General features: G+C 72.4%; 9 protein-coding genes. 5 read left to right on the plus strand and 4 right to left on the minus strand.

The genetic code is table 11. The features are described 5' to 3' along the window. The first annotated feature begins 52 nt into the window (after positions 1 to 52). The 3 genes from RNC47_RS21130 to RNC47_RS21140 all read left to right on the plus strand — a co-directional run bounded on the left by RNC47_RS21130 (position 53) and on the right by RNC47_RS21140 (position 2665). Positions 53 to 1282: an MFS transporter gene (locus RNC47_RS21130; protein WP_311601020.1), complete on the plus strand. Its 1230-nt coding sequence runs from the start codon at positions 53 to 55 to the stop codon at positions 1280 to 1282. Positions 1283 to 1365: 83 nt separating this feature from the next. Next, entirely contained in the window at positions 1366 to 2370 is a 1005-nt protein-coding gene (locus RNC47_RS21135; protein ID WP_311601021.1) for a cyclase family protein, read from the plus strand. Positions 2371 to 2446: 76 nt separating this feature from the next. Then, positions 2447 to 2665: a DUF397 domain-containing protein gene (locus tag RNC47_RS21140; RefSeq protein WP_311601022.1), complete on the plus strand. Its 219-nt coding sequence runs from the start codon at positions 2447 to 2449 to the stop codon at positions 2663 to 2665. Positions 2666 to 3026: 361 nt separating this feature from the next. Here the strand turns inward: RNC47_RS21140 and aspS are convergent, their stop codons facing one another. Next, positions 3027 to 4799 carry an aspartate--tRNA ligase gene (gene aspS / locus RNC47_RS21145; RefSeq protein ID WP_311601023.1) on the minus strand — a complete coding sequence of 591 codons (1773 nt, stop codon included), beginning with the start codon at positions 4797 to 4799 and terminating at the stop codon, positions 3027 to 3029. A 136-nt stretch (positions 4800 to 4935) separates the two neighbouring features. On the opposite strand from aspS, the gene RNC47_RS21150 reads away from it, so the two are divergent. Beyond that, positions 4936 to 7059, plus strand: a complete 2124-nt coding sequence (locus RNC47_RS21150; protein WP_311601024.1) for an ATP-binding SpoIIE family protein phosphatase — start codon at positions 4936 to 4938, stop codon at positions 7057 to 7059. On the opposite strand, the gene RNC47_RS21155 is transcribed toward RNC47_RS21150, so the two are convergent. From RNC47_RS21155 to RNC47_RS21165, 3 genes are all read right to left on the minus strand, one after another. Then, positions 7056 to 8216 carry an FAD-dependent oxidoreductase gene (locus RNC47_RS21155; protein WP_311601026.1) on the minus strand — a complete coding sequence of 387 codons (1161 nt, stop codon included), beginning with the start codon at positions 8214 to 8216 and terminating at the stop codon, positions 7056 to 7058. The two genes, RNC47_RS21150 and RNC47_RS21155, sit on opposite strands and share 4 nt — an antisense overlap. Positions 8217 to 8258: 42 nt before the next feature. Further along, positions 8259 to 9233 (minus strand): pirin family protein, encoded by a 975-nt coding sequence (locus RNC47_RS21160; RefSeq protein WP_311601027.1) that lies wholly within the window; start codon positions 9231 to 9233, stop codon positions 8259 to 8261. 100 nt (positions 9234 to 9333) lie between these two features. Then, positions 9334 to 9834 carry an SseB family protein gene (locus RNC47_RS21165; RefSeq protein WP_132931220.1) on the minus strand — a complete coding sequence of 167 codons (501 nt, stop codon included), beginning with the start codon at positions 9832 to 9834 and terminating at the stop codon, positions 9334 to 9336. A 125-nt stretch (positions 9835 to 9959) separates the two neighbouring features. On the opposite strand from RNC47_RS21165, the gene RNC47_RS21170 reads away from it, so the two are divergent. Beyond that, positions 9960 to 11789, plus strand: a complete 1830-nt coding sequence (locus tag RNC47_RS21170; RefSeq protein WP_311601028.1) for an acyl-CoA dehydrogenase — start codon at positions 9960 to 9962, stop codon at positions 11787 to 11789. Positions 11790 to 11888: the final 99 nt, after the last annotated feature.

Below are 11888 nucleotides of genomic sequence, written 5' to 3' on the forward strand. Positions count from 1 at the left end.
CTCCACACGAAACTTTACGGGTGCGGGGGCGGCGTCGCCGAGACTGCCCGGCATGCGTACCTACCGGGAACTGTTCCGCACGTCCGAGTTCGCCCCGCTGTTCGGCGCGTCGTGCGCGCAGGTCGCCGCGACGACGCTGACCGGGCTCGCGCTCGCCACGCTGGTGTACGCGCGGACGGAATCGCCGCTGCTGTCGGCGCTGAGCATGTTCGGCCCGTCGTTCGCCGCGCTGCTCGGCGCCACCACGCTGCTGTCGGTGGCGGACCGGGTACCGCCGCGGGCCGCGCTGACCCTGGTCGCCCTCGCAGCCGCGCTGGCCGGCCTGCTGCTGGCGACGCCCGGCCTGCCGCTGCCGGCGATGTTCGTGGTGGTCCTCGCACAGGGCGTGGTCACCTCGATCGGCGCCGGTGTGCTGTACGGCCTGGTCGGCGAGATCCTGCCGCCGGACGGGTACGTGCTCGGCCGGTCGGTGCTCAACATGTCGGTCGGCGCGATGCAGGTGGCCGGGTTCGCGCTCGGCGGCGTGCTGATCGCCGTGGTGTCGCCGCGGACCACGATGCTCGCCGGCGCGGCGCTGGCTGCCTGCGCCGCGCTGGTGCTGCGGCTGGGCCTCCACCCCCGGCCGCCGCGGGCGTCCGGGCGCCCGTCCGTCGCGGTCACCTGGCGGGTCAACCGGGAATTGCTGTCCACGCCAGCCCGGCGGGCCGTCTACCTGTCGATGTGGGTGCCCAACGGCCTGGTGGTGGGGTGCGAGGCGCTGTTCGTCCCGTATGCGCCACGGGCCGCGGCCGCGCTGTTCGTCGCCGCGGCGCTGGGCATGTTGCTCGGCGACCTGGCTGCCGGGCGGCTCCTGCCGCATGGGCTGCGGCAGCGGTTCGTCACGCCGCTGCGGTTCCTGCTCGCCGTGCCGTTCCTGCTGTTCGCGTTCCCGCTGAGCCCGCCGGTCGCGGTCGGCGCGGTCGCCATCGCGTCGACGGGCTTCGCGTCCACGCTGCTGTTGCAGGAGCGGCTGATCGCGCTGACCGGCGATGACATCCGCGGCCAGGCCCTGGGCCTGCACGCCAACGGCATGAAGGGGATGCAGGCGGTCGGCGCGACCCTGGCCGGCCTGACGGCGCAGCTTCTGCCCGTCGGTATGACGATGACCATGTTGGCGGTGGCGTCCCTCGCCGTGACCGCCATTCTCAGCCCCGGCCTGCGGTTGTCCGATCCCCCGGTCGCGAGGCGCCGGGCCACACGCCGAGAGGTCACGGTGGCCCAGCTCGACGAAATGCCAGCTTGACCATGGAGCGAACCGACCACGGGCCACCTCGCGCGCTGTCCGCATGGCCACGGCCAGCCACTGATCACCGACAAGGAGAACGCATGATGACGACGCACTCGGACGAGCCGACCGGGGGAGCCGATGCCGGGATGCCGGCCGGGCGGCCGATGCCCACCCAGGACGACGTGCTCGGATACTTCGACACGCTGTCGAACTGGGGACGGTGGGGCGACGACGACGAACTCGGCACGCTGAACCACATCACCGACGACGCCCGACTCGCGGCGGCGCGCGCCGTGCGCCACGGCAGAAGCGTGTCGTGCGCGTGGGAGATCGCCGTGCCGGAGGAGATGGACCGGTCGACGACGACGTGCCCGTGCGCCGCCGACATGCCGGGTATGGAGAACATGCCGCTGCCCGGATTCCGCAACGACCGGCACTGGGGCTATTCGAACGAGCGGCTCGGCATCCTGTTCCACGGCAACACCGTCACCCACGTCGACTCGCCGTGCCACATCTTCTGGGACGGCACGATGTACAACGGACGGCCGCACTCGCTGGTCGACGCCGCGACAGGATCGGCGTGGGGGGCCGTCACGGCGGCGGCGAACGGGATCATCACGCGGGGCGTCCTGCTGGACATCGCGAAGGTCCGCGATGTGCCGTGGCTGGAACCGGGGCAGGGGGTGTTTCCCGAGGATCTCGAGGAGGCCGAACGCCGCCAGGGAGTGCGGGTGCGACCCGGCGACGCGGTACTCCTGCGGACCGGCTATGGCCGGGTCCGGCACGAGGCCGGCGCGACCACCGGCGTCACGCAGGCCGGCTGGCACGCGTCCTGCCTGCCGTGGCTGCACGAACGGGAGGTCGCGCTGATCGCCGCCGACACACCTCAGGACGTTCAGCCATCGGGGTACGACGACCTGGCGATGCCGGTTCACACCGTCGGCCTCGTCGCGATGGGTCTGTGGCTACTCGACAACTGCGACCTGGAGGCGTGCGCGGCGACCGCTGCCGAGCTCGGCCAGTGGGACTTCCACCTCGCCGTCGCGCCGGTCCGCTTCGCCGGGACGTCCGGCAGCCCGGTCAACCCGATCGCCACGTTCTGACCGCGGCACTCGCGCCCGTCGGTGGCCGCGAAGAACCGGTCGGCCAGCCGGCGAGCGGCGCTTCGCAGCTTCGAGGATGAACGTGGGTGTGGACCTGAACGGCGCGGTCTGGTTCACGTCGTCCTACAGCCAGGGCGACGGAGGCCAGTGCGTGGCGTGCTCGCGCACCTTCGCGGACGCCGGCCTGGTCCCCGTGCGGGACAGCAAGGCGCCGGAGGGCCCGGCGTTGGTCTACGCGTCGGCCGGCTGGTCCGCCTTCCTCCGCGCGGTCGGGAACGGGCGGCTCTTCGGCTGACGCGCGGCTTCGCGCCGGTGGTACGTGCGGCGTGCACCAGCGCAAACCGGGCGACGCCAACAGGTCGTCGGGCCGGGTCAGTCGTGTGCAACAGCGCCACGGTCTCCGAGCCGAAACCGCGGCCCCACCGGGAGGGGTGCACGGCGAACCCGATGGTCGCCACGCGCTGGCCTTCGAGCGGGCCACGATGAGCCCGACCTGCTCGCGGGTCCGAGGTTCGAAGGACAGGTGCCCGACACGGCCGCAGGCCCGGGCACCAGGCGCGCGGAGCGCGCCGGTGACCCGGGCCTGCGAGCCGCGCACGCACCGCGCGGCCCACGCCAAGCGCACAGCGAAAGGGTGGGCGGGGAAGAACCCCCGGCTACGACTTCTTCCGCAGCGCGATGTGGAGTTCGCGCAGCCGCGCCTCACTGACCTCGCTCGGGGCGCCCATCAGGAGGTCCTGCGCGTTGCCGTTGAGGGGGAACGCGATGGTCTCGCGGATGTTCGGCTCGTCGGCCAGCAGCATCACGATGCGGTCGACGCCCGGCGCGATGCCGCCGTGCGGCGGGGCGCCGAAGCGGAAGGCGCGCAGCATGCCGCCGAACTCGCGCTCCACGTCCTCCCGGCTGTAGCCGGCGATCTCGAACGCCCGGTACATGATGTCCGGCTCGTGGTTCCGGATCGCGCCCGAGGACAGTTCGACGCCGTTGCACACGATGTCGTACTGCCAGGCCAGCACGTCGAGCGGGTCCTTGCTGTTCAGCGCCTCCAGGCCGCCCTGCGGCATGGAGAACGGGTTGTGCGAGAACTCGATCGCGCCCGTGTCCTCGTTCCGCTCGAACATCGGGAAGTCGACGATCCAGCAGAAGCGGAAGACGTTCTCGTCGAAGTGGCCGGCCCGCTTGGCGGCCTCCACCCGGACCGCGCCCATGATCTTGGAGACCTCGTCGAAGTCGCCGGCCCCGAAGAAGATCGAGGTGCCGGCGGTCGCGCCGACGGCGGCCAGCAGCGCCGTGACGTCCGACTCGGTGAGGAACTTGGCGATCGGGCCGGTCAGCGTCCGCCCGTCCGCGCCGACCCGGACCCACGCCAGGCCCTGCGCGCCGAGCGAGACCGCGAAGGCGCCCAGCTGGTCGAAGAACTTCCGCGGCTGGTCGGCGGTGTCCGGCACGGCCAGCGCCCGCACGTGCTTGTCCGCGAACGCCTTGAAGCCCGAGCCGGCGAACACCTCGGAGACGTCGACCAGTTCGAGCCTGGCCCGCAGGTCCGGCTTGTCCGAGCCGTACGTGAGCATCGCCTCGCGGAACGGGATCCGCGGGAAGGGGGAGGTGACGTGCCGCCCGCCGCCGAACTCCTCGAACAGTTCGGTCATCACCTTCTCGATGACCTGGAAGACGTCCTCCTGCTCGACGAAGCTCATCTCCATGTCGAGCTGGTAGAACTCGCCGGGCGAGCGGTCGGCCCGCGCGTCCTCGTCGCGGAAGCAGGGCGCGATCTGGAAGTACCGGTCGAAGCCGGCGATCATCAGCAGCTGCTTGAACTGCTGCGGCGCCTGCGGCAACGCGTAGAAGGTGCCCGGGTGCAGCCGGGACGGCACCAGGAAGTCGCGGGCGCCCTCCGGCGAGGTGGCCGAGAGGATCGGCGTGGCCAGCTCGGTGAAGCCCTGGTCGGTCATCTTCCGGCGGATCGCGGAGATGACCTGGCTGCGCAGCATGATGTTGCGGTGCATGCGCTCGCGGCGCAGGTCGAGGAAGCGGTACTCCAGGCGGCGCTCCTCGTTGACCCCGTCCTCCGTGTTGATGGTGAACGGGATCTGCTCGGCGCCGCCGAGCACCTCGACCTCGCCGACCTCGATCTCGATCTCACCGGTGCCCAGCTCGGGGTTGACGTTCTCCGCGCCGCGCCCGACGACCTTGCCGTCCACCCGCACCACGGTCTCCTTGGCGAGCGAGCTCAGCCGCTCGTTGACCGCGTCGTAGCCGGGCGAGCCGGGGCGCACGACGAGCTGCACGATGCCGTAGTGGTCGCGCAGGTCGACGAAGAGGATGCCGCCCAGGTTCCGCCGGTTGTGCAGCCAGCCCGACAGCCGGACGTCCTTGCCGATGTCGGTGGCGCGCAGCTCACCGCAGGTGTGGGACCGGTACCGATGCATCGCTCATCCAGATCGTTAGCCGTGTGTGGGAACGGCCTCTCAGACTACCGTCGCGTTACGGGGCCGCTCGCCCCGTTTCCCCGCCTGCCCGACGTGGAGCGACATAACCCGTCAAACCGGAATACGATGGGTCACTGTGCGCACCGAGGACGTGCTGGCCGCCTCCGGGACGGGCCTCTGGGTCTGGGACGACGTCCGCGGCGTGGCCGTGCTCGACGCGACGGCGGCCGCGCTCCTCGGTCTGGCCGCCGAGCCCGCCACCCTCTCGCAGGCCGCCGTCAGGTCCCGGATCCCCATCCACGACTGGATGGAGATGGAGCGCGCCATCACGCTGGAGCGCTCCGAGGGCCGGATCGCCGAGGCCGAGTTCCGGGTGGTGGACGAGCGGGGCGAGCTGCTGCGCACCCTGCGCCTGCGGGTGAACCACGTGGCGGGCGAGGGCCTCGCCGGCACCCTGGTCGAGGTGCTGCTGGACGGGGACGGTGAGCGCGCGCACCACGCCCCCGGCGGGGAGGCCGACTGGGAGTGGGAGCGGGCGCGGGAGGCGTTCGTGCTGGACGCCGGGCAGGCGCTGTCCGAGGCCGGCACCACGCAGGAGGTGCTGCGGGTGACGGCGGCCCTGGCCATGCCGGGCTTCTCGCCGGACGGGATCGCCATCTACTCCCGGGAGGGCGACCGGATCTGGCTGGCCGAGTACCACGGCACCCCCATCGACACCACCGACCTCGGCTTCCCCATGAGCATCACCGCCCCCTACCCGGCGGCCGAGGTGCTGCGCACCGGGCGCGCCGTCTATCTGAGCACCCCCGAGGAGTACGCCGAGCGCTACCCGCGCTACTGGCCCGTCATCGAGCGGTACCACCGCGCGTCCTGGGCCTACCTGCCGCTGGTGGTGGCCGGCCGGATCATCGGCTCCTGGCTGGTGGCGTTCACCTACCACGTGGACTTCACCGTCGAGAACCGCGCCATGCTCTCCACGCTGGCGCGGCTGCTGGCCCAGGCGCTGTCCCGCACCTTCCTGCAGGACACCGAGCGCGAGCTGGCCGCCGACCTCCAGCACACCATGCGCCCGGCGGCGCGCCCCGTCGTGCCGGGCATGCAGGTGGCCGCCCGCTACGTGCCCACCGGCGGCGGGCTGCGGGTGGGCGGCGACTGGTACGACGTCATCCCGCTGCCGTCCGGGCGGGTGGCGCTGGTCATCGGGGACGTGCAGGGGCACGACGTGCGGGCGGCGGCCGTGATGGCGCAGCTGCGGATCGCGCTGCGCGCCTACGCCTCGGAGGGGCACCGGCCGGACGCGGTGCTCTCCCGTGCCTCCCGCTTCCTCTCCGCGCTGACCAGCGGCGACGCGGGGCAGGACGACCCGCGGTTCGCCACCTGCCTCTACCTGGAGGTGGACCCGCCGACCGGCACGCTCGACGTGGCGCGGGCCGGCCACCTGGACCCGGGGATGGTGCTGCCCGACGGCACGCTGCTGACCCGGCCGACGGCCGGCGGGCTGCCGCTCGGCGTCGGCGGGGTGGACGCGGTGGGCGACGACTACCCGACGACCCGGCTGAACCTCCAGCCGGGCGAGATCCTGCTGTTGTGCACGGACGGCCTGGTCGAGACCGGCCACGGCGACCTGGAGGTGGGCTGGGCGCGGCTCGGCTCGACGCTGCGCGGGCTGAGCGGGCTGCATCTGGACGACCTCGCCGACACGGTGATCGAGTCGGTGCAGGCGCCGGCCGTGCGGGTGCCGCCCAGCTCGGTGGCGGCGACCGCGCCGCTGGTCGAGGGGGACCGGGACGACATCGCGCTGGTGCTGCTGCGCCGCCCGCCGGGCGCCGGCGGGCGGCCGCCGGAGCAGGCCACCCGGGTGCGGCGGGTGGTGCTCTCGGTGGGGCAGTCCGAGCCGGCCAAGATCGCCCAGGCGCGGCGTGAGATCTCCGCGATGCTGCACGAGTGGGACGACGCGGAGCGGGTGTTCGGGGCGGTGCTGATGCTGTCCGAGCTGCTGGGCAACGTGCTGCGGCACACCGACGGGGACGCGCTGCTGGTCGCCGAGCTGAGCGGCCCGCCGGGCGACCGGCTGCTGCGGGTGGAGGTCAGCGACCCGAGCGACCAGCTGCCGCACCTGCGGGAGCCGGGCGAGCTGGCCTCCTCGGGCCGCGGGCTGCTGCTGATGGACTCACTGTGCGACGCCTGGGGCTCGGCGCCCCGCGGCATGGGCAAGACCACCTGGTTCGAGCTCCACGAGCGCCAGCGAACGGCCCGTTAGCCGCGGAAGGCCCGGTGCGCCGCCAGCGTGAACCGGCGGTCGGGCGCGGGCCGGTCGTCCGCGAGGTCGGCGGCGAGTTCGCCGATCAGCGGGGCGAACTTGGCGCCGTGTCCGGAGCAGGGCGAGCACACCACGAGCGGCCCGACGCGGTCGAGGAGGAAGTCCTCGTTGGGCGTCGACGTGTACAGGCAGGTGGCCTCGTTGAACGGCTCGGGTTCGAGCCCGGGCAGCCAGCGCCGCACGTAGTCGACGATCCGCGCCCTGGCGGCCGGGTCGACCAGACCGTCCCTGGTGTCGGCGGTGGTGGCGCGGCCCGCGTGGTGCTCGGCGATCTTGCGCCCGTTCCCCGGGCCGCCGTCGCGGCCGCCGGCCAGGCTGTAGACCGAGAGCTCGCCGTCGTGGATCACCACCGGCCAGTCCGCAGAGGCGGCCTCGCGGCGCGGGAAGTGGAAGATCTGCTCCTGGGTGACGGTCAGCGGGGGCAGCGGCAGCAGCTCGCCGAGCAGCCCGGCGGTCCAGGCGCCGGCCGCGACCACGACCCGGCGGGCGGTCAGCGGTCCGGCGGCGGTCTCGATCCTGGCCCGGTCCTCGCCCTCGACCACGATCCGGTCGACCGGCGTCCCGGCGCGCACGTCGGCGCCGCGCCGGCCGGCGAGGTGGACGAACGCGGTCACCGCGGCCGCCGCGTCCACGGTGCCGGCGTCCGGCTGGTGCACCACCTGGCCCTCGAACCGGAGCCCGGGCCAGCGTCGTTCGGCCTCGGCCGCCGGCAGCGTCTCGTGCGCGACGCCGCACGCGGCGAGCGCCGCCGCCACCGCGCCCGGCTCGCCGCCCGGTCCGTGGTCGACGCCGCCGGTGATCCGCAACAGCCGGGCGTCCGCGTCCTGTTCGAGCTCGCGCCACAGCTCCATGGCCCGGCCGGTCAGCCGCACATAGAGCGGGTCGGCGTAGGCGCGGCGCACGATGCGGGCGCTGCCGTGCGAGGAGCCGTGGTCGTGGCCGACGGCGAACCGTTCGAGCAGCGCGACGGACCGGCCGCGCCGGGTGGCGGCCCAGGCGGCGGCCGAGCCCATCAGGCCGGCGCCGACGATCGCGACGTCCACGTCGGTCGGCGGGGCGGTGGATAGGGGCCTGATGGGCTGGTCGTGCGTGGTCATGCCACCGAATCTAGCCGGCGTGGCGGGCCGCCCGCCCGCCCGTTACAGCCCGCCCTCGGTCATCCCGTGCACGGCCGGGACGGTCCCGAGCCGGCCCTTCTGGAAGTCCTCGAAGGCCTGCTGGAGTTCCTCGCGGGTGTTCATGACGAACGGGCCGTAGTGGGCCATGGGCTCCCGGATCGGCTGTCCGCCGAGGAGGACGACCTCCAGGTCCGGAGTGTGCGCGTCCTGCTGCTCGTCCGCGCGGACGGTCAGCGAGCCGCCGGCGCCGAAGACGGCGGTCTGCCCCAGCTGGATCGGGCGCCGCTCCGCGCCGACCGAGCCGCGTCCGGCCAGCACGTAGGCGAGACCGTTGAAGTCCTCCCGCCACGGCAGGGTGACCTCGGCGCCCGGGGCCAGGGTCGCGTGGACCATGGTGATCGGGGTGTGGGTGATGCCGGGGCCCTGGTGGCCGTCGAGCTCGCCGGCGATGACGCGCAGGAGCGCGCCGCCGTCGGGGGAGGTGAGGAGCTTGACGCTGCCGCCGCGGATGTCCTGGTAGCGCGGCGCCATCATCTTGTCCCTGGCCGGCAGGTTCACCCACAGCTGGACCCCGTGGAAGAGGCCGCCCGACACGACCAGGTGCTCCGGCGGCGCCTCGATGTGGAGGAGTCCGGAGCCGGCCGTCATCCACTGGGTGTCGCCGTTGGTGATGGTCCCGCCGCCGCCGTGGCTGTCCTGGTGGTCGAAGATCCCGTCGATGATGTAGGTGACCGTCTCGAAGCCCCGGTGCGGGTGCCAGGGCGTGCCCTTGGGCTCGCCGGGCGCGTACTCCACCTCGCCCATCTGGTCCATCATGATGAACGGGTCGAGGTTGCGGTAGTTGATCCCGGCGAAGGCGCGGCGGACCGGGAAGCCCTCGCCCTCGAAGCCGGTGGGCGCGGTGGAGACGGCGCGGACCGGGCGGGCCACGGCGGTCGGCGCGGGTGCGGCGACGCGCGGCAGGGTGAGCGGGTTGTCAACGGTGATCGCTGGCATGACGAGCCTCCTCGACGACTGACCTCAGAGTAGTTGAACGCTCAACAGAAGTCGAGGGGGTCGCATTCCCGCGCCCGCGCCCGCACCCGCGGGCGCGCCGTCAGCCGTACATCCGTCGCATCGTGTAGTCGACCATCTCCTCGACGGACTTGGCGTCCAGCACCAGGCGGTGCTCGCCCTCCATGTCCAGCGCGAAGCCGTAGCCGGTGGGCAGCAGGTCGAGCACCTCGCCGCCGGTGACCGTGAAGAAGCGGGACTCCTTGCCGGCGTAGCGCCGCAGCTCCTTGAGCGAGGTGAACAGCGGGATCACCGGCTGCTGGGTGTTGTGCAGGGCCAGGAAGCCCGGGTTCTCGCCGCGCGGGCAGTAGATCTTGGCGCCGAGGAAGATGTCGTGGAACTCCTCGCTGGACATCGCCCCCGAGGTGTAGGCGCGCAGCGCGTCCGCCAGGGACGGCGGCGCGGGTGGCGGGGCGGCCGGCGCGGCAGGCTGCGGCTGCTCCGGATAGAGCTGCTGCCCACCGTAGCCGGCGAGCGGCTGCTGCTGGACCCCGTAGGGCTGCTGCTGGCCCGCGTAGGCGGACTGGTTGTCGTAGCCGTACATGAGTGGAAAGCCTACTGACTCACACTTGACCGGTTTCCGCTTGCTTCTTATTACCCGTGGGTAGCATGATTGGTGGTTACCTGCCGGTAAGAGCCTTTCTCCCACCACATACGGAGTCGTTCGCCATGGGGCACTACAAGTCGAATCTCCGCGACATCGAGTTCAACCTGTTCGAGGTGCTGGGCCGCGGCGCCGTGTACGGCACCGGCCCCTTCGCCGAGACGGACGCCGAGACCGCCAGGGACATGCTCGCCGAGATCACGCGCCTGGCCGAGAACGAGCTGGCCGCGTCCTACGAGGACGGCGACCGCAACCCGCCGGTCTTCGACCCGGCCACCCACACCGCGCCGGTGCCCGCGTCGTTCCGGAAGAGCTACGACGCCTACATGGACGCCGAGTGGTGGCGGATGAGCATCGGCGAGGAGCTGGGCGGCCTCACCGCGCCGCGCTCCCTCGTCTGGGCGGCCGGGGAGAACGTCCTGGGCTCCAACCCGGCCATCTGGATGTACGCCTCGGGACCCACCTTCGGCCGGGTCCTCTACGACGAGGCCACCGAGGAGCAGCGCAAGATCGCGCGTCTGATGGTGGACCGGCGGTGGGCCTCCACCATGGTGCTCACCGAGCCGGACGCCGGCTCCGACGTGGGCGCGGGCCGGGCCAAGGCCATCCGCCAGGAGGACGGCAGCTGGCACATCGAGGGCGTGAAGCGGTTCATCACCTCCGGCGAGCACGACCTCTCGGAGAACATCATCCACTTCGTCCTCGCCCGCCCCGAGGGCCACGGCCCCGGCACCAAGGGCCTCTCCCTCTTCATCATCCCCAAGTTCCACTTCGACTGGGACACCGGCGAGCTCGGCGAGCGCAACGGCGTCTACGCCACCAACGTCGAGCACAAGATGGGCCTGAAGATCTCCAACACCTGCGAGCTCACCTTCGGCCAGCACGGCACCCCGGCCAAGGGCTGGCTGCTCGGCGAGAAGCACGACGGCATCCGCCAGATGTTCAAGATCATCGAGTTCGCCCGGATGATGGTCGGCACCAAGGCCATCGCCACCCTCTCCACCGGCTACCTCAACGCGCTGGCCTACGCCAAGGAGCGCGTCCAGGGCGCCGACCTCACGCAGTTCGCCGACAAGACCGCGCCCCGCGTCACCATCACCCACCACCCCGACGTGCGCCGCTCCCTCATGACGCAGAAGGCGTACGCCGAGGGCATGCGGTCCCTGGTGCTCTACACGGCGAGCGTGCAGGACGCGATCCTCGTCAAGCAGCACGCCGGCGAGGACGCGAGCGCCGACGAGGCGATCAACGACCTGCTGCTGCCGATCGTCAAGGGCTACGGCTCCGAGCGGTCCTACGAGCAGCTGGCGCACTCCCTCCAGACCCTCGGCGGCTCCGGCTACCTCCAGGACTACCCGCTGGAGCAGTACATCAGGGACGCCAAGATCGACACCCTCTACGAGGGCACCACCGCCATCCAGGGCCAGGACTTCTTCTTCCGCAAGATCGTCCGCAACCAGGGCGTGGCGCTGACCGCGATCGCCGAGGAGATCAAGAAGTTCCTCGCCGACGCGCCGGGCCAGGAGGACCTCGCCGGCTCCCTCGACCAGCTCGGCCGCGCGGTGGGCGAGCTCGAGGCCATGGTCGGCGTGCTGCTGACCGACCTGGCGGCCACCGAGAAGGACGTCCGCTCCCTCTACAAGGTGGGCCTCAACACCACCTCCTTCCTGATGGCCGCGGGCGACGTCGTCGTCGGCTACCTGCTGCTGCGCGGCGCGGCCGTGGCCGCCGCCAAGCTGCCGACCGCCTCGGCGAAGGACCGCGCCTTCTACGCCGGCAAGATCGCCGCGGCGCGCCACTTCGCGACCACCGTCCTCCCCGGCGTCGCCGTGGCCCGCACCGTCGCCGAGACCACCGACCTGCACCTGATGGACCTCGACGAGGCCGCGTTCTAGCGTCCCGGCGTTTCGCTCCCCCGAACCACCGGCCCCCGGCACTCCCACGCCGCCGGGGGCCGGCTTCGTGTCCGGCGCCCGATACGTGGCCGAATGCGA

Source organism: Streptomyces millisiae (assembly GCF_031845425.1).
GTDB classification, from domain to species: Bacteria; Actinomycetota; Actinomycetes; order Streptomycetales; family Streptomycetaceae; genus Streptomyces; species Streptomyces millisiae.

Coding starts and splice junctions, on each gene's coding strand:
- RNC47_RS21140 (WP_311601022.1), top strand. CDS start 2,447: ATGAACGTGGGTGTGGACCTGAACGGCGCGGTCTGGTTCACGTCGTCC.
- RNC47_RS21165 (WP_132931220.1), bottom strand. CDS start 9,834: ATGTACGGCTACGACAACCAGTCCGCCTACGCGGGCCAGCAGCAGCCC.
- RNC47_RS21155 (WP_311601026.1), bottom strand. CDS start 8,216: ATGACCACGCACGACCAGCCCATCAGGCCCCTATCCACCGCCCCGCCG.
- RNC47_RS21130 (WP_311601020.1), top strand. CDS start 53: ATGCGTACCTACCGGGAACTGTTCCGCACGTCCGAGTTCGCCCCGCTG.
- RNC47_RS21170 (WP_311601028.1), top strand. CDS start 9,960: ATGGGGCACTACAAGTCGAATCTCCGCGACATCGAGTTCAACCTGTTC.
- RNC47_RS21160 (WP_311601027.1), bottom strand. CDS start 9,233: ATGCCAGCGATCACCGTTGACAACCCGCTCACCCTGCCGCGCGTCGCC.
- aspS (WP_311601023.1), bottom strand. CDS start 4,799: ATGCATCGGTACCGGTCCCACACCTGCGGTGAGCTGCGCGCCACCGAC.
- RNC47_RS21135 (WP_311601021.1), top strand. CDS start 1,366: ATGATGACGACGCACTCGGACGAGCCGACCGGGGGAGCCGATGCCGGG.